Raw genomic sequence first — 16,781 nt, 5'->3', positions numbered from 1 at the left:
TCATTACGTTCGTGGCTGGCCTGGCCCACCTGGCGGACAAGGCTTTGAGCCAGACGTTGCACCCCTCATGCAGAAGCGATTCTTCTACATGAGGGGTGGGCACGACAACGAGTCTCGGTGTGATGTTGTTTTCAGTTATCTGATGAAAGCTTGCAGATCACTGGTCAGCTTGTCGATCGCCTGTTTGAAATCCTTGGTGGTGATCTTCTGGCTGGCATTTTCCAGGGTGCTGCCAAAGACTTTGCGCACGACTTTGGCCACGGTCTGGTTGGTGTTGGCGTCGATGAACTCGGCCTCGATGAAGAGTGTGGTGTCCTGGTCGCGATGGCCACTGACAGCGGAAACACCCCCCACGACAGCGGCAACCGGCACCACTTCGTACCACTTCATGCCTTCGTTTTCGGCATTCACCCCGGTGATCGCCGCGCGCATGATCAAGGGTTTCGAGCCGGCGGGCGCTGATTTTGCGTTGGTCACAACCTGGTACTTCTGCCCCAGCACGCCTTTGACTTTGCTGGTCATGTAGCTCTGCAATTCGTCCAGGGTTTGCCGGTTGACCCGCTCGTTGGGCTGTGGCGCCGGGTAGAGTTCCAACTGGTTGAATACCACGGTGTCGTAGGCGCCGGGTTTCCAGGACGGGCTCACCCAACGCATGGCGGTCTCGCCACTGGTGGTGGTGACTTGCTGCAAGTTGTTGTAGTTGGACAGGAAGCCGGAATACTGCTCACGCTCGGTGACCTTCGAGGTGCAACCGCCGAGCAGCAGGCTGGCCAGCGCAGCGCCAATAAACAGTTTTCGGGACAGGTTCATTGTGGTGTGTGCTCCAGGGATTGAGTCGTTTTTTTGGTAGGAGGGCATTAGAAGCGCCCGGTCATGTTTCCGGTCACGGCTTGAGTCCAGGCGTTGTCGAACTGACCGGAAGTTCGCGTGCCTGACATGGATGGGGTCTCGTCCACCGGCATGTCGCCGAGCCAGGCCATGGCCCGGCAGACGTTGATGTCAGTGACCTTGTTCTGAGCATAGGTGGCTCCCGCCGCAATGCGCCAGAATTCGCCCATGGGCACGGTAAAAGTCCGGTTATCGTCCGAAACGGTGCTGCGGTCGTACCACCACGAGTCACCCATGAGGTCGCCAGAAGTCTGAGCAACCCGCACTGACTCATGTGGGAGGGTGCAACACATTTGATTAACCTCTATCCCACGTCAGCATTACCTGGGTGATGGCCGCATCGATGACCTCATGCTGCGTGTTATCCCGAGCGAGAATGGAAATCCCCTGCAGGAAACTGTCGAACACCGTAGCCATCGCGGGCGCGTGAACAGTGGCCGGTAACTCACCGGTACTGATACCCCGCTCGACACACGCCAGAATCCCCGCGCGAGTGCGGGCGCGGGATTGGGTCAGGGCATCGACCACCCGCGCATTCTCCGGGCTGGGCGCACTCATCACGCCAAGGGCCACCATGCAACCTTTGGGATGGCCGTCTTCGCACTGCATGCGCGCGGACTGGCGCAGCGCGGTCTCAATGGCCTGACGTGGCGGCAGGCTCTCGTCCCACAGGCATTCGGTGACCTGGGCGAAGGTCGTCAGGTAACGCTGCACGCACTCATCGAACAAGGCTTCCTTGGAACCGAACGCGGCGTAAAAACTCGGCGCGGAAATCCCGCCACCCAGTCCGGCTTTCAACTGAGCGAGGGAGGTTGCGTCGTAGCCGTGTAGCCAGAACAGGTGCAAGGCCTGTTCCACGGCCTGGTCGCGGTCGAAGGTGCGGGGGCGGCCCATTTGCGCCATTGCAAGATTCCTCTGGATGACGAGATAAATACTAATCGATACATAAGTCGTTGACAACGAGCGATGGCTGCCCTCAACATTTGTATCGATCAGTATCTAAGTCTGAAGTCCTCACTCAAGGAGTCTTCCCGTGACACCCTCAATCACCTTATCGGCAACGCCCGACCGCCTGCCCATCGGCGCCTTGCTCGCCCTGGCCATGACCGGCTTCATCTGCATCGTCACCGAAACCCTGCCCGCCGGCCTGTTGCCGCTGATCAGCGAAGGCCTGGCGATTTCCCCCTCCATGGCTGGTCAGATGGTCACCGCCTACGCCCTGGGCTCGGTGCTGGCAGTCATCCCCATGACCATCGCCACCCGTGGCTGGCGCCGCCGTAACGTGCTGCTGCTGACCATCGTTGGCTTCTTGCTGTTCAACTCCATCACCGCGCTGTCATCCCACTATGGCGTGACCCTGGTGGCGCGCTTCTTCGCCGGCGTCGCGGCGGGGCTGGCCTGGAGCCTGCTGGCCGGCTACGCCCGACGCATGGTCGCGCCCCATCAACAGGGCAGGGCGCTGGCGCTGGCCATGGTCGGCACTCCGATTGCCTTGTCCCTGGGCGTGCCCCTCGGCACGTGGCTGGGCGGCCTGGTGGGTTGGCGCACCACCTTCGGCATCATGTCGGCCCTGACCCTGGTGCTGATCGCCTGGGTCCTGGTGAAAGTCCCTGACTACCCACCCCAGGCCGCGCACCAGCGGATGTCGCTGCGCACGGTGCTGACCACGCCGGGCGTGCGACCGGTGCTGGCGGTGGTGATCAGCTGGATGCTGGCCCACAACATTCTCTACACCTACATCGCACCGTTCGTGGTGCCGGCGGGGTTGGGGGATCGGGTGGATCTGGTGTTGTTGGTGTTTGGTCTGGCCGCGTTGGTGGGGATTTGGGTGACTGCCAAACTGGTTGAGCCGTTGTTGCGCAAGACTGTGCTGGTGAGCCTGGCGGCGTTTGCGGCAGTTTCTGTGGTCTTTGGCTTTTTGGGTGGCGTGCCTGAGGTGATCTGCATCGGCGTGGCGGTTTGGGGGCTGAGCTTCGGCGGGGCGGCGACGTTGCTGCAAACGGCGCTGGCGGATGCGGCGGGTGATGGGGCGGATGTCGCGTTGTCGTTGAATGTGGTGGCCTGGAATAGTGCGATTGCCGGGAGTGGAGTGGTGGGTGGGGTATTGCTGGACAGGTGGGGCGTCGCCTCTTTTCCGTGGGCAATGGTGGTATTGGCGGGGGTAGGGTTTTCGATTGTCTGGTGGGCTCGGGGTCACGGCTTTAAATCAGGCCCGCGTGCGGCTGGCAGGCCTGCGGTTGCGGGGCACTGAATCACCCTCCGTTCGATAAGGTCGGGTTGGCATTGCCCGTTTGCCCGCCACCAATTGATTCCCCCCTGTAGGAGCCGGCTTGCCGGCGAAGGCGTCTTCACGGGCGATGCAAGGCATGAGGCCGCGCGACTGAACCAGCGGCCCAATGTGCCCGGCAGGATTTTTACCCACCCCTCCCGTTGCCTAATCTCGTACGAAAGCGAGCAAATCGGCGTTGATTGTATCGGCGTTCGTTGTAGGCATTCCGTGTGGGTAGCCCGAGTAGGTTTTCAGCGTGCTGTTTTGCATTAGTTTGGCTGACAAGAGCCCGGAGTTTTCATAAGGCACGATCTGATCGTCATCCCCATGCATCACCAGCACCGGGATCGTGAGGCTTTTCAGATCTTCGGTAAAGTCGGTCTGAGAAAAGGCCACGATCCCATCGTAATGTGCCTTTGCACAGCCCATCATGCCTTGCCGCCACCAGTTCCGGATGATGCCTTCGGACGGTTTTGCACCCGGGCGGTTATAACCGTAGAAAGGCCCAGCCGCGACGTCATCGGCATAGTGATCCATGTCGTGCCCGTCCCAGACCTGACTGGATCGCCCGTGGCCGCGCCGGTCGTGTGCAATGGACCCGGTAGCCGTTCGCCAGGAAAAACAGCATCTGCGCATCCCAGTCGTCCGCACTGAGTGGCTATCCGTGATGAAAGAAGATCACTTGGGCGTCGCGTGGACCCCAGTCTTTGTAAAAGATCTCGACACCGTCCTGCGTAGTGACGTACCCCATGTTCGCATCTACTGAATGAAATGGAGGCCATGATCGGAACATGGCCGCCAAATGACTTTAGGTTTAATGTCAGCTTTAAGGTCAATGGTTTTTTTGGGTGGAATATGAGAATAGGCGAACTGGCGAAAATCAGCGGATTGGCGCCTTCACGCATCCGCTTCTACGCCTATTTCGTTGAATTTGCCCGTGACATCCAGACCGTCGCCAAGATGCCCGTGATGGAGATAAGACTCAAACTTTCGCCGGGTTCTGTTTCTCCGGGTCAATCCCATAAAGCGCAAGCGCCTCGGCTACTTTTTCCCTGGGTACCACTCCGTCATCGGCCAGCGCTTTCAAGGCCGCCAATGCAATGAAGTGGCGATCCACTTCGAAAAACCTGCGCAACGATTCCCGGGTATCCGATTGGCCGAAACCGTCGGTGCCTAATGTCACAAAGCGCCGCTTTGGCACGAACGGGCGGATCTGGTCGGCGAATATCTTCATGTAATCAGTCGCGACCACCACCGGACCCTGTTTATCTTGCAGGCAACGTTCAACGTGACCGATACGTGGTGCCTTATGAGGATGCAGCAAATTCCAGCGTTCGGCGTCCTGGCCGTCCCGACGCAGTTCGGTCAGGCTGGTGACGCTCCACACTTCGCTGCTGACGTCGAAGTCCTGCTCCAGCAACTGCGCGGCGGCGATGACTTCTTGCAGGATTGAACCGCAACCCATCAGTTGTACGTGCTTGCCTTCGATTGGCTGCGCCGGGGCTGAGAGCCGATACATTCCTTTGAGAATGTCCTGCTCGATACCTTCGGGCATGGGCGGATGGGCGTAGTTTTCGTTCAGCAACGTGATGTAGTAATAGATGTCTTCGTTTTCGACATACATACGCCGCATGCCATCCTGGATGATCACGGCCAGTTCATAGGCGAACGTCGGGTCGTAGGACACGCAGCACGGTACGGTTGCGGACACTACATGGCTGTGACCATCGTCATGTTGCAGGCCTTCGCCCATCAGCGTGGTCCTGCCAGACGTGGCACCCAGCAGGAAACCTCGGGCGCGGGCATCGCCAGCCGCCCAAGCCAGATCGCCGACACGCTGGAAGCCAAACATCGAATAAAAGATGTAGAAGGGCACCGTCGTCACGCCGTGCGTACTGTACGAAGTACTTGCCGCGATCCACGAAGAAATCCCGCCGGACTCGTTCAGACCCTCCTGCATGATCTGGCCATCCCGTGCCTCCTTGTAATAACTCAGTTGGCCGGCGTCCTGAGGTGTATACAATTGGCCGACGTGGGAATGGATGCCGATCTGGCGGAACAGGCTTTCCATGCCGAAGGTGCGTGATTCGTCCGGGACAATGGGCACAATCAGCTTGCCGATGTTCGGGTCTTTGAGCAAAGTGCCGAGGATGCGCACAAACGCCATGGTGGTGGAAATCCCACGCTCGCCAGTGCCTTTGAGCTGGGTGTCCAGGGCCGACAATGGCGGGATCTGCAACGGCTCGACTGCGCTGAAGCGCGCAGGCACGTAGCCGCCCAGTTCGGTGCGCCTGGCTTGCAGATAAAGGGCCTCGATACTGTCCGCTGCCGGTTTGAGGTAGGGCATGTCGCCCAGTTGATCGTCGGTGAGGTCCAACGCAAAACGATCACGGAACGCTTTGACCGCATCCTCACCCATCTTCTTGAGCTGATGGTTGATGTTCTGGCCTTCGCCTGCTTCACCCATGCCGAAACCTTTCACGGTCTTGGCCAGAATGACTGTCGGCCCGCCGGTGTGGCGCATCGCGGCGGCGTACGCGTTGTAGACCTTTTCCGGGTCATGGCCGCCGCGAGAGAGCTTCCAGATTTCTTCGTCGCTCAGGTCGCTGACCAGTTCCAGCAACTCGGGGTATTTGCCAAAAAAATGCTCACGTACGTAAGCGCCGTTTTGCGACTTGTAGTTTTGATAGTCGCCGTCCACGCATTCCATCATCCGCTGGCGTAGCAGGCCGCTTTTGTCCTTTTCCAGCAAGGCATCCCAACCGCTACCCCAGATCACCTTGATAACGTTCCAGCCGGTCGCCCGGTACAGGCTTTCAAATTCCTGAATGACCTTGCTGTTGCCGCGCACCGGTCCGTCCAGGCGCTGGAGGTTGCAGTTGACGACAAAAATAATATTGTCGAGCTTCTCCCGACCCGCCAGGGAAATCGCCGCCAGGGATTCCGGCTGGTCCATTTCGCCGTCACCGAGAAACGCCCATACTTTGCGCCCTTGATGTTCTTTCAGGCCACGGTCTTCGAGGTAGCGCATGAATCTGGCCTGATACGCGGCGGTGATCGGTCCGAGTCCCATGGACACCGTCGGAAACTGCCAGAAGTCCGGCATGAGCCTTGGATGCGGATAGGACGAGACACCGTCGCGGTCAGTCTCGCGGCGGAAGTTGTCCAGCTGTTCTTCGCTCAGGCGACCTTCCAGATAGGCGCGCCCGTAGATGCCCGGTGAAGAGTGGCCCTGGATATACACCATGTCGCCACCAAACTGATCGGTGCGCCCACGGAAGAAATGCTCGAAGCCGACGTCGTACAGAATGGCCGCCGAGGCATAGGATGCGATGTGCCCGCCCACGTTCGAATGTTTGCCGGCGCGCAGCACCATGGCCAAGGCGTTCCAGCGTATATAAGCATTGATCCGGCGTTCTATCGTCAGGTCGCCGGGGTAGGGCTGCTGACGGTCGAGCGCGATGGTGTTGACGTAGGGCGTGGTGACGCGCCCGTAGAAATTACCGTGGCGGTCGGCGTCGAAATCCAGCATCTGATCGATCAGATAGTGGGCGCGAGAGCGCCCTTCGACGCTCGCCACCGATTCAATGGAGTCGAGCCATTCGCGAGTTTCTTGTGGATCCTCGTCGAGAAACAGGGGGTGTTGTGCCATCGTCATCTCCTGGGCAGTGCAGCAGCACCGAGTCGTTTGGTGCCTGGCGAAGGGGCGTGGGTCGACGCCAACCTTGAACAAATATGTAATTGCAATTGCAACTACATGCGAGAACTTAGCCTGCCGCACGCTACAATTGCAACTAAATCGATTTCATGAAAAGGGTGATGCATGTCTTCAAGCGATCCGGATACCTGGTTCAGATTCGTCAGGGCCCACCGCTGCCTGATCCGGGAAATCGAGCGTCGACTGGCGGCCGCCGGCCTGCCGGCGTATGCGTGGTACGACGCGTTATGGGGCCTGGAAAGCGGCCCTGAAGGCACCCGGCGCATGAGCGAATTGGCTGACGTGATGGCGATCGAGCGCTACAACCTCACCCGGTTGGTGGACCGTCTGGAGGCCGAAGGCCTGGTCACACGCAGCCGTGCCAGCGATGACGGCCGTGGTGCGTATGCCGCCATTACCGAGAGCGGGAAAGTGCTGCGTAAAAAAATGTGGCAAATCTATGAAGGGGCGGTGGACGAGTTGTTTTTGTCGCAATTCGATGACGAGCAACAGCGGTTCTTCAGTGACGCGCTTGAGCGGGCTGCAAGGGCGGCGCGAGCCAGTGGGCGAGCGGGTTGAGCGCAGTCTGGTCATTGCAGCCGATAACGGCTCATCGCCTGCTCGACGCACGCCTGCGCAATAACAGAGTTCGCATTCGACACCCCAGTCATCACGCAACATCTGCGCCGCCGAGGCCACCGACTGCAAGGCCAGCCCCGCGCCCAACAAGCGGACCCGGGGTTGCCCGGCATGATGCAACTTCAGGCCTTTTTCAACATAGGAGTAGTGCCAGATCAGCGCCTCCAGCCGGGCAAATGTATTCGTTTTTTGCCGCTTCATAGATGAAGGCATCGTTATTGAAGCGCCCGTCAGCCCTGGCTCCAGAGGTCATCGGCTTGGGCACATAGACGGTGATGCCACGCGTCATCATGGAACGGGCGTCTGGATCGGTCAGAGAGACCTGTTTATCCGGGGACCCAAAGCAGCCGCTCGCAGCCCCCTGGGCCGTTCACGCTCATACCTGATCCATAACCTCGGCCACCCCCCGATCCTCACCCAGAAACCCGCCACTCTGGTGGTGCCACAGCCGCGCATAGATGCCGTTCTTTGCGAGCAATTCGGTGTGGGTGCCCTGTTCGATGATGCGTCCGTCATCCATGACAATAAGTCGATCCATTGCCGCAATCGTGGACAGCCGATGGGCGATAGCGATCACGGTCTTGCCCTGCATCATTTCATCGAGGCTTTCCTGAATGGCCACTTCGACTTCCGAATCCAGCGCGCTGGTAGCCTCGTCAAGTAGCAGGATCGGGGCGTTCTTGAGCATCACTCGGGCAATCGCGACGCGCTGGCGCTGGCCGCCCGACAGCTTGATGCCGCGCTCGCCTACCAGGGTGTCGTAGCCAGTGTGGCCTTGTCGGTCACTCAGTTGGCTGATGAACTCATCGGCCTGGGCATTGGCCGCGGCACTGCGGATTTGCGCGTCGCTCGCGTCGGGGCGGCCGTAGGCGATATTGTCGCGAATGGAACGGTGCAACAGGGAAGTATCCTGGGTGACCATGCCGATGGCGCTGCGCAAGCTGTCTTGCGTTACGTGCGCGATGTCTTGCCCGTCAATGCGAATCTCCCCGCTGTCGACGTCGTAAAAGCGCAGCAGCAGGTTGATCAGCGTGGATTTGCCAGCACCAGAGCGGCCAACCAGACCGATTTTTTCGCCCGGGCGAATGTTCAGGCTCAGGCCATCGAGCACCTGGCGTTCGCCATTGTAGTTGAAGCTGACATTGTCGAATGTGACCGCCCCGCCGGAGGTCACCAGCACACTCGCGTCCGGCGCATCCTGCACCTTGGGGCCGCGGGTCAGTGTTGCCATGCCATCCTGCACGGTGCCGATGCTCTCGAACAGCGAGGTCATTTGCCACATGATCCAGTGCGACATGCCATTGATACGCAACGCCATGGCGGTGATTGCCGCCACGGCACCTGCGCCGACCTCACCTTGGTGCCATAGCCACAGGGCATAACCACCTGCTGCCATGATCAAGGCCACCACCAATGCCTGGTTGACGATCTCGAACTGGCTTACGAGGCGCATCTGGCGAAAGCCGGTCTGCTTGAAATCCTCCATGGCCGCACGCGCGAAGTGCGCTTCACGATTGGAATGGGAGAACAGCTTCACTGTCGTGATGTTGGTATAGGCGTCTGAGATACGTCCGGTCATCGAGGAGCGCGCATGCGCCTGTTCCTGCCCCACTTTCCCCAAGCGGGGTACGAAGTAGAGCATGGCTAGCCCGAACAACAGGATCCAGGCAATGAAAGGCAGCATCAGTTTCAGTGCGAAGCCGCCGGCCAGCGCAATGATCGCGATGAAATACACCCCGATTCCGGGTGCGATCTCAATCAGGGTGAACAGCACGTCGCGCACGGCCAGCGCAGTCTGCATCACCTTGGTGGTGACCCGGCCGGAAAACTCATCGGAAAAGAACGAAAGGCTTTGCCGTAGCATCAAACGGTGGAAGTCCCAACGCAGCCGCAACGGCAGGTTGATCGCCAATATCTGGTGCTGCACCATGGTGCGCAACGCCACCAGTGCGACACTGGTCGCCATGACGATGGCCATGCCCCACAACACGCGACTTTCCTGCGCAGCCGCATCACCGCCTGCCTTCCAGGTCGAGAGTAGATCCACGACCTGACCGAGGAAAGAAAACAGCCAGGCTTCGTATATCGACACACCGGCACTCAGCAGCGCAAAGGCAAGAATATAGCCGCGGGCGCCCCGTGTGCACGCCCACAGGAACCGAGCCAGGCCCGCGGGTGGCGGTGGTACCTCGTCAGGAGGAAAGGGGTCGAGCCTTCGTTCAAACGCGCCAAGCATGGTGGTCTCCAAAACGATCAAGTTCAGGAGATTCTGCCATTGAACGGTTGCTTTGAGGGTTTCAATTGCACCAGGTTGGCGCACGAGACGGGAGTTACCTGGCCCGAGTTATACGCGGATCAGGCCCGTGCCATCGGTTCTGGCAGGCCCATTACCCCTGGATTCAAGGCGAATACGCCGCCGGCCAGCGGCTGTTCGCTCAGGTCGATGCCCTGGGGACGGATCGAGGTGACGAACAACGTATCCAGCTGTGGGCCGCCAAAGGCGCACATGGTCGGTTTTTTTACCGGCAGGTCCAGTGTGCGATCCAGTTTGCCTTCGGGGGTGAAGCGCAATACTTGTCCGGCATCGATCGCACAGATCCAGTAGCAGCCCTCGGCGTCCACGGTGGCACCGTCCGGTCGGCCCGGGTGCCGGTTCATGTCGACGAACACCCTGCGGTTGTGGGGTGTGCCGCTGTCGATGTCGTAGTCGAAGGCCCAGATCAGTTGTACGCCGGGGTGCGAATCCGAGAGGTACATTGTCTTGCCGTCCGGGCTGAAGGCCATGCCGTTAGGGACGGTCAGGCCTTCCAGTCGAGCGTGCAATGCTTGTACCGCGCCACCGGCTTGCGGGTCGTAGCGGTACAGTGCGCCAACCGGATCGGCGCCCATGCTGGTCTGCAGGGTGCCGGCCCAGAAACGGCCCTGGCGGTCGCAGCGCCCGTCATTGAAGCGCATGTTGTCGCGGGCATGTTCGACGTTGGCGCATTTTGTGGCGCGCAGGCGCCCATCCGCCTGGGGGGTTAGCTGGAAGATCCCGCTTTCTTGCGCGCCCAGCCAATGGCCTTGCGGGCTGCGGGCGATGCACGCGAGCATTTCGTCGGCCTGCCAGGTGCGAGTCTGGCCATCGGGCTGCCAGCGGTGCAGGCGGCCAGCGGGGATGTCCACCCAGTAGAGTGCGTTTTCCTGTGGCTGCCATACCGGGCTTTCGCCGGTGGTGTTGCGTGCGTCGATGATGAGTTCTGCGGTCATGCGAAGGTTCCGGATCAGGGGCCGGCGTTGCCGGCGACGGGGCGTGCGCTGTGGGGAAAGGGGTCAATCGCCGAAAGGGCCGGCCGCCGTGAACGCGCCACCTTGCAGCCTGGTGTTGGGGTCGGCCGCAGGCTTGGGCAGTTGCTCCATCTGCGCGCGAAAGCGCTCGGAGCTGTCCTGCGGGTTGAAGCCCAGGTGCGCCGCATAACGGTTGTTCCACCACAGGTCGCGGTTGGCCGAAACGCCATACACCACGGTATGGCCCACATTTTCGGCGAGCAACGCACGCTCCACCAGGTGCGCCAGGTCGGCGTAGCTCAGCCAGGTGGACAACATGCGCAGGTTGCGTGGCTCGGGGAACGAGGAGCCGATGCGCAAGCTCACGGTCTCGATGCCGTAGCGATGGAAATAAAAGGTCGCAAGGTCTTCGCCATAGGACTTGGACAGCCCGTAGTAGCAGTCCGGGCGGCGCGGGGAGTGCGCGTCCAGCTGTTGGTCCTGCGGGTAGAAGCCGGTGACGTGGTTGGAGCTGGCGAAAACCACCCGCTTGATCCCGTGTATGCGCGCGGCCTCATAGATATGAAAAGTACCGCTGATGTTGGCCTCGAGAATCTCTTCGAATGCGCGCTCGGTGGAGATCCCGCCCAGGTGCACGATGGCATCCACCTCGTTGGCGAGCGCCAGGACCCCGGCCTTGTCCGCCAGGTTGCAGCTGATCACTTCTTCATGCTCGCCAGCGGGTGGCGCCATTGCGCTGATATCGGAAGCGCGTACGACATTGGCGTGCGCCTGCAACGCTTCACGCAGGATCTGCCCGAGCCCGCCGGCGGCGCCGGTCAGTAGCAGGCGGTTGAAGGGTTTGCTGGCGGTGGAGGAGGGAGATGTCGTCATGGCGGGTGCCTCGGGTTGGATGTTCGTCATAGACCAAATCGGGCAACCCTGAGGGCTTCCCGGCGGTGGGGCATTACATGAACGTGTACTTGATCCCCAGGCGCCAGCGGCCCTGGCGGTCGTCGGTGTAGGAGTTGACCTTGATGTCGCCCACTTCCATGAACGGGGCCCACTGCTTGTTGATCTTGTACCTGATGATCAGGTTCTGCTCGTAGTCGCTCTTCTTGTTGTCGTAGCGGATGTAATCGGTGTCGAAGTGGATGTACTGGTACTCGAACGCCCACGGGCCTTGGGGTGTGTAGCCGAGCCAGCCTTCGAAGCGGGTAGTGTTCTGATTGTCCTTGGCGCGGTCATCGTAGCTGTGATCGACCTGGTCGCGATCCAGGCTCTTCGCATCGAGACGCAGGCGGGTGGCGACGTACCAGGTGTCGGAGATCTTGTAGTTGTACTTCAGGCCGAACTTGTAGGTGGTGGCGTCCTTGGAGCTGTCCATCTGGAATGACGGCGTCAGCGTAGACTTGGGGCTCAACTTGAAGTTGTAGTCCACGGTGAGCTCATGGCCATTGTTGATCATGTTGTCGTAGGCGACGTCTTCGCGATCGCCGGCCGTCTTGTATTTGATCTCGGCGGCAAAACCCAGGCCGCTGTCCATCCGGTAATTAAGTTTCACCCGGTCGGAGTGGATGCTGTCGTCTTCGGTGTAACCATGGCGGTAATCGATGCTGGCCGAGTCTGCGCAGGCATAAAAAGACCAGCCGAGGGTGCTGACAGCAATGAGATTGCGGAGTGATTTGTTCATGCGATCTTCTTTTTTTGTTTTTGTTGAGGTCGTTATGAGGCGGTCGTTCTGTGAGATTCAGTGCAGCGGGGTAGGGCTCTGTGGTGAATTTAGACATAAGTTATCGTACAACGACCAAAGTCGTCTACGATTTCTTCAAATGTTGTCTGATGACTAGGTTTGATCGCTCTAATTCGGGGTTTTCAGAGATGGTAGCGGCAATTTACTGATGTTTTATTAGCGCGCGGCACCCTGAAAAAACACTGATAAAGCGTGTTTTTGAAAGTTTTCGAGAGGGTCTTTTCAAAAGTTGTACGATGACGTAGGATCGCCTCCAGAGCGTGACTCACCCGCCATAAATCAAACAAGAAGGCTCAGACGTCCATGATCATCACTGCTGTAAACGTCCAGGTTTTTTCCTACCCCACTCGCCGCGCTGTCGACAGTGCCGGCCATGCCCACCCGGGCGACGTTGCCCAGGCCCAGATGGCCTTGCTGCGCATCAGGACCGAATGCGGTAACGAAGGCTTCGCACTGGGTGCGCCTGAACTGATTCGTCCTTATGTGCTGGATGGTTTCGTGCGCAAGGTGCTGGTGGGCGCCAATGCGTTCGATCGTGAAAAGATCTGGCACGACCTGGCGCACTGGCAGCGCGGCAGCGCCAGCCAGTTGACCGATCGTGCCCTGGCGCTGGTTGAGCAGGCCCTGTGGGACTGGGCCGGGCGCAAGCTGAACGTGCCGGTGCACAAGCTGATCGGCGGCTACCGCGACAAGGTGCCTGCGTATGGCTCCACCATGTGCGGTGACGAGCTGCCGGGCGGCTTGTCGACCCCGGAGGAGTACGGCCGTTTCGCCGAGACCCTGGTCAAGCGTGGCTACAAGGCAATCAAGCTGCACACCTGGATGCCGCCGGTGTCGTTCGCGCCAAGCGTGAGCATGGACATCAAGGCGTGCGCGGCGGTGCGCGAGGCGGTCGGCCCGGACATCGCGCTGATGATCGATGGCTATCACTGGTACAGCCGCACCGAAGCACTGACCATCGGCCGCGCCCTGGAGAAGCTGGACTTCGCCTGGTTCGAAGAGCCGATGATGGAAGACTCTGCCGAATCCTATGCCTGGTTGTCCGGTCAGCTGGACATCCCGGTGCTGGGCCCGGAAAGCCTGGGTGGCAAGCACCTGAGCCGGGCCAGCTGGGTGAAGAACGATGTCTGTGACATCTTGCGCGCCGGTGTTGCAGGTGTCGGCGGTATCGCACCGTGCCTGAAAGTCGCGCACATGGCCGAGGCGTTCGGCATGAATTGCGAGATCCACGGCAACGGCGCGGCCAACCTGGCAGTGGTCGGCGCGATCAAGAACTGCACCTGGTACGAGCGCGGCCTGCTGCACCCGTTCCTCAATTACGACGAGGTGCCGGCGTACCTCAAGCGCCTGGTCGACCCCATGGACGAAGACGGCTTCGTGCACTTGTCGGACCTGCCAGGCCTGGGTGAGGAGATCGACTTCGACTACGTCGAGACCAATACGCTGCACAACTACTGATTCGTGCATGGCGGCACGCGTCATGGCGTGCCGCCCGAGAGTCCAATAACTATAAAAAGGCTATCTCACATGAGCGTTCTCCCCAAACTCTGGGCGGGGGTCTTTGCAGCATCGTTGGCGCTGACCCCGGTCTCTGCTGCATTCGCCAAGACCCCGGCCGACCAGTTGATCGTCGGCATGAGCATGATCAACCTGCTGTCCCTGGACCCGGCTGCTGCCACCGGGCTGGATGTCTCGGAGATCAACGCCAACCTGTACGACATGCTGCTGGTGCAGGATGTGCGCCAACCGGACCAGTTGGTACCGGCCCTGGCCGAAAGCTGGCAGGTCAGTGATGACCGCAGGACCCTGACCTTCACCTTGCGCAAGGGCGTCACGTTCCAGTCCGGCAATCCGCTGAGCGCCGAAGACGTCGCCTGGTCGCTGCAGCGAATACTCAAGCTCAACCTGGCCCTGGCCTCAACCTGGAAGGCCTACGGTTTTACGGCCGGCAACGTCGACCAGTACCTGCGCGCCACCGACGAGCATACCTTCGTCGTCGAACTGCCGCGCCCGACCGATCCGATGCTGGTCCTCAATACCCTGGCGACCTCGCCCAGCGCCTTCATTCTTGACCGCAAAGTGGTGCAGCAGCATCAGAAGGGCAATGACATGGGCGGCGCCTGGCTGACCACTCACGCTGCCGGCAGCGGTCCGTTCATCCTCAATGACTGGCGCGCCAACGACGTGATCCTGATGACCCGCTTCGACGGTTACTGGGGTGGCCCGGCCAGGCTCAAGCGCATCGTCATGCGCAACATGACCGAATCGCAGTCGCTGCGCCTGATGGTCGAGCGCGGCGACCTGGACCTGGCCAAGGGCATGTCTGCGCCGGATATCGAAGCGCTGGAGAAGTCCGACAAGGTGCGTACCCAGACCGTGCAGCGCGGCACCCTCTATTACGTGGCCCTGAACGTCAAACAAAAGCCCTACGATGACGCCCGCGTGCGCCGCGCGGTGCGGTCGCTGATCGACTATCAGGGCATCAACCAGACCGTGATGCCGCACTACGGCCAGCTCAACCAGCGTCCGCTGCCGCTGGGCTTGCCAGCGCGCCTGGACGATCCGGGCTACACCCTGAACGTGGCCGAGGCGAAAAAGCTGCTGGCCGAAGCCGGCTACCCCGATGGCTTCAAGACCACCATCCGCGTGCTCACCGAGCCGCCGTTCATCAATATTGCCTCCAGCCTGCAATCGACACTGGCCCAGGCCGGCATCCAGGCCACCATCGTGACCGGCACCGGCAATCAGATCTACGGGGCCATGCGCGATCGCAGCTTCGACATGCTGGTTGGGCGCGGCGGCGGCGGAGCCGAACGGCATCCGCATTCGAGCCTGCGCACCCTGGTGTATAACCCGGACAACCGCGACGAAGCCAAGCTGAGCAACTTCCAGGGCTGGCGCACGTCGTTCTACAGCCCCGAGTTGAACAGCCTGATCGAACAGGCCGAAGTCGAGCCGGACAAGGCGCGGCAACTGGCGCAGTACCAGCAGATCCAGACCACCCTGGACGCGCAGGTGGGGGCGATCCTGCCAGTCTCGCAAATGACCGACACCGTGGTGCTGTACCACGATGTTCAGGATTACCAGGGCCACACCGCGGCCACCACCCGTTACAAGGACGTCTACAAGTCGCGTTGAGCGGGCGAGGGGCGTGCGCGCCCCTCGCGCCTCGGTGATTGGTGAACGCTTTTTCAGGAGCCTGATATGTTTCTTTCGACTGCCTCTGTGCTGGGCGCCCGCGTGTCCGGCACTGCCCGCCGGGCCAGCACCGTCCTGGTGACCCTGCTGGGTCTGCTGGCGCTGACCTTCTTCATTGGTCGGGTGATGCCGCTGGACCCGGTGCTGGCCGTGGTCGGTCCGGATGCCGACAGCACCACCTACGACCAGGTGTACCGGGCCATGGGCCTGGACAAACCGATCTGGACCCAGTTCGGGATGTACCTCAACGACCTGCTGCACGGTGACTTCGGCAACGCGCTGCTGACCGGCCACCCGGTGCTCGAAGACATCAAGCGAGTGTTCCCGGCGACCATCGAACTGGCCACCCTGGCGATCCTGTTCGGCATCCTTATCGGCTTGCCGCTGGGTGTGGTCGCCGCCAGCAACCAGGGTCGCCTGGGCGACCATGTGGCACGGGTGATCACCCTGTTCGGTTACTCCACGCCGATTTTCTGGGTCGGCATGATGGGCCTGCTGGTGTTCTACGCCTGGCTGGGCTGGGCGGGTGGGGCAGGGCGGATCGACCTGGCCTACGACGGCATGGTGCCGGACGTCACGGGCCTGCTGCTGATCGACACGGCGCTGGCGCGTGACTGGGAGGCCTTTACCAGCGCGCTGCGCCACATCGTCCTGCCCTCGCTGATCCTCGGCCTCAACTCGGTCGCCTACATCAGCCGCATGACCCGCAGCTTCATGCTCGAACAGCTGTCCCAGGAATACATCATCACCGCGCGGGTCAAGGGCCTGTCGCGGCGCCAGGTGGTCTGGAACCACGCGTTTCGCAACATCCTCGTGCAGTTGCTCACGGTGGTCGCCCTGGCCTACGGCTCGCTGCTCGAAGGCGCGGTGCTGATCGAGACGGTGTTCGCCTGGCCCGGTTTTGGCCAGTACCTGACCAGCAGTCTGATGCTCGGTGACATGAATGCGGTGATGGGGTGCGTGCTGGTGATCGGCCTGATCTTCGTCGCCCTGAACCTGATCAGCGATGCCCTGTACAAAGTGTTCGACCCACGGACCCGCTGAGCCACGATGGCCTGCGTGAGCACAGTTAAAAACTATAAAAAGAAGGA

At 60.7% G+C, this 16,781-nt stretch carries 13 protein-coding genes and 3 pseudogenes; 6 read left to right on the top strand and 10 right to left on the bottom strand.

Annotation, left to right across the window (positions count from 1 at the left end):
* Positions 1 to 135: 135 nt before the first annotated feature.
* The 3 genes from ACA067_RS20770 to ACA067_RS20760 form a co-directional block, all read right to left on the bottom strand.
* The gene (locus ACA067_RS20770) at positions 136 to 810 is read right to left on the bottom strand and encodes a DUF3313 domain-containing protein (RefSeq protein WP_497458280.1); all 675 of its coding nucleotides are present in this window, start codon (positions 808 to 810) and stop codon (positions 136 to 138) included.
* Between the two features lie 47 nt (positions 811 to 857).
* Positions 858 to 1,124: a hypothetical protein gene (locus ACA067_RS20765; protein ID WP_497458279.1), complete on the bottom strand. Its 267-nt coding sequence runs from the start codon at positions 1,122 to 1,124 to the stop codon at positions 858 to 860.
* A gap of 61 nt (positions 1,125 to 1,185) precedes the next feature.
* A complete protein-coding gene (locus ACA067_RS20760) occupies positions 1,186 to 1,791 on the bottom strand; it encodes a TetR/AcrR family transcriptional regulator (protein ID WP_497458278.1) in 606 nt (201 codons plus the stop codon).
* Positions 1,792 to 1,921: 130 nt separating this feature from the next.
* On the opposite strand from ACA067_RS20760, the gene ACA067_RS20755 reads away from it, so the two are divergent.
* On the top strand, positions 1,922 to 3,139 hold the full coding sequence (locus tag ACA067_RS20755; protein WP_497458277.1) for an MFS transporter: 1,218 nt from the start codon (positions 1,922 to 1,924) through the stop codon (positions 3,137 to 3,139).
* Positions 3,140 to 3,322: 183 nt separating this feature from the next.
* Here ACA067_RS20755 and ACA067_RS20750 read toward each other — a convergent pair.
* Positions 3,323 to 3,908, bottom strand: a pseudogene (locus ACA067_RS20750) (alpha/beta fold hydrolase).
* A gap of 104 nt (positions 3,909 to 4,012) precedes the next feature.
* On the opposite strand from ACA067_RS20750, the pseudogene ACA067_RS20745 reads away from it, so the two are divergent.
* A pseudogene (locus tag ACA067_RS20745) lies at positions 4,013 to 4,072 on the top strand (MerR family transcriptional regulator); the annotation flags it as partial.
* 67 nt (positions 4,073 to 4,139) lie between these two features.
* Here the strand turns inward: ACA067_RS20745 and aceE are convergent.
* Positions 4,140 to 6,809: a pyruvate dehydrogenase (acetyl-transferring), homodimeric type gene (gene aceE, locus ACA067_RS20740; protein WP_497458276.1), complete on the bottom strand. Its 2,670-nt coding sequence runs from the start codon at positions 6,807 to 6,809 to the stop codon at positions 4,140 to 4,142.
* Between the two features lie 171 nt (positions 6,810 to 6,980).
* Between aceE and ACA067_RS20735 the strand changes: the two genes are divergently transcribed.
* A complete protein-coding gene (locus ACA067_RS20735) occupies positions 6,981 to 7,433 on the top strand; it encodes a MarR family winged helix-turn-helix transcriptional regulator (RefSeq protein WP_497458275.1) in 453 nt (150 codons plus the stop codon).
* Positions 7,434 to 7,526: 93 nt separating this feature from the next.
* On the opposite strand, the pseudogene ACA067_RS20730 reads toward ACA067_RS20735, so the two are convergent.
* The 5 genes and pseudogenes from ACA067_RS20730 to ACA067_RS20710 form a co-directional block, all read right to left on the bottom strand.
* Positions 7,527 to 7,830, bottom strand: a pseudogene (locus ACA067_RS20730) (hypothetical protein); the annotation flags it as partial.
* Positions 7,831 to 7,869: 39 nt separating this feature from the next.
* The gene (locus ACA067_RS20725) at positions 7,870 to 9,729 is read right to left on the bottom strand and encodes an ABC transporter ATP-binding protein (RefSeq protein ID WP_497458274.1); all 1,860 of its coding nucleotides are present in this window, start codon (positions 9,727 to 9,729) and stop codon (positions 7,870 to 7,872) included.
* Positions 9,730 to 9,848: 119 nt separating this feature from the next.
* Positions 9,849 to 10,742 carry an SMP-30/gluconolactonase/LRE family protein gene (locus ACA067_RS20720; protein WP_497458273.1) on the bottom strand — a complete coding sequence of 298 codons (894 nt, stop codon included), beginning with the start codon at positions 10,740 to 10,742 and terminating at the stop codon, positions 9,849 to 9,851.
* 63 nt (positions 10,743 to 10,805) lie between these two features.
* A complete protein-coding gene (locus ACA067_RS20715) occupies positions 10,806 to 11,633 on the bottom strand; it encodes an NAD-dependent epimerase/dehydratase family protein (protein WP_497458272.1) in 828 nt (275 codons plus the stop codon).
* Between the two features lie 73 nt (positions 11,634 to 11,706).
* Positions 11,707 to 12,432 (bottom strand): oligogalacturonate-specific porin KdgM family protein, encoded by a 726-nt coding sequence (locus ACA067_RS20710; protein WP_497458271.1) that lies wholly within the window; start codon positions 12,430 to 12,432, stop codon positions 11,707 to 11,709.
* A 363-nt stretch (positions 12,433 to 12,795) separates the two neighbouring features.
* On the opposite strand from ACA067_RS20710, the gene ACA067_RS20705 reads away from it, so the two are divergent.
* From ACA067_RS20705 to ACA067_RS20695, 3 genes are all read left to right on the top strand, one after another.
* A complete protein-coding gene (locus ACA067_RS20705) occupies positions 12,796 to 13,950 on the top strand; it encodes a mandelate racemase family protein (RefSeq protein WP_497458270.1) in 1,155 nt (384 codons plus the stop codon).
* A 69-nt stretch (positions 13,951 to 14,019) separates the two neighbouring features.
* On the top strand, positions 14,020 to 15,630 hold the full coding sequence (locus tag ACA067_RS20700; protein WP_497458269.1) for an ABC transporter substrate-binding protein: 1,611 nt from the start codon (positions 14,020 to 14,022) through the stop codon (positions 15,628 to 15,630).
* Between the two features lie 66 nt (positions 15,631 to 15,696).
* Positions 15,697 to 16,734: an ABC transporter permease gene (locus ACA067_RS20695; protein WP_497458268.1), complete on the top strand. Its 1,038-nt coding sequence runs from the start codon at positions 15,697 to 15,699 to the stop codon at positions 16,732 to 16,734.
* Positions 16,735 to 16,781: the final 47 nt, after the last annotated feature.

The organism is Pseudomonas sp. LBUM1674, from assembly GCF_059695635.1.
This window is presented reverse-complemented; position numbering and strand designations above follow the sequence as displayed.

Excerpts from the sequence above, each read along its gene's own strand:
- ACA067_RS20770 (WP_497458280.1), bottom strand. The coding sequence starts at position 810 with ATGAACCTGTCCCGAAAACTGTTTATTGGCGCTGCGCTGGCCAGCCTG.
- ACA067_RS20765 (WP_497458279.1), bottom strand. The coding sequence starts at position 1,124 with ATGGGTGACTCGTGGTGGTACGACCGCAGCACCGTTTCGGACGATAAC.
- ACA067_RS20760 (WP_497458278.1), bottom strand. The coding sequence starts at position 1,791 with ATGGCGCAAATGGGCCGCCCCCGCACCTTCGACCGCGACCAGGCCGTG.
- aceE (WP_497458276.1), bottom strand. The coding sequence starts at position 6,809 with ATGGCACAACACCCCCTGTTTCTCGACGAGGATCCACAAGAAACTCGC.
- ACA067_RS20735 (WP_497458275.1), top strand. The coding sequence starts at position 6,981 with ATGTCTTCAAGCGATCCGGATACCTGGTTCAGATTCGTCAGGGCCCAC.
- ACA067_RS20725 (WP_497458274.1), bottom strand. The coding sequence starts at position 9,729 with ATGCTTGGCGCGTTTGAACGAAGGCTCGACCCCTTTCCTCCTGACGAG.
- ACA067_RS20720 (WP_497458273.1), bottom strand. The coding sequence starts at position 10,742 with ATGACCGCAGAACTCATCATCGACGCACGCAACACCACCGGCGAAAGC.
- ACA067_RS20715 (WP_497458272.1), bottom strand. The coding sequence starts at position 11,633 with ATGACGACATCTCCCTCCTCCACCGCCAGCAAACCCTTCAACCGCCTG.
- ACA067_RS20710 (WP_497458271.1), bottom strand. The coding sequence starts at position 12,432 with ATGAACAAATCACTCCGCAATCTCATTGCTGTCAGCACCCTCGGCTGG.
- ACA067_RS20705 (WP_497458270.1), top strand. The coding sequence starts at position 12,796 with ATGATCATCACTGCTGTAAACGTCCAGGTTTTTTCCTACCCCACTCGC.
- ACA067_RS20700 (WP_497458269.1), top strand. The coding sequence starts at position 14,020 with ATGAGCGTTCTCCCCAAACTCTGGGCGGGGGTCTTTGCAGCATCGTTG.
- ACA067_RS20695 (WP_497458268.1), top strand. The coding sequence starts at position 15,697 with ATGTTTCTTTCGACTGCCTCTGTGCTGGGCGCCCGCGTGTCCGGCACT.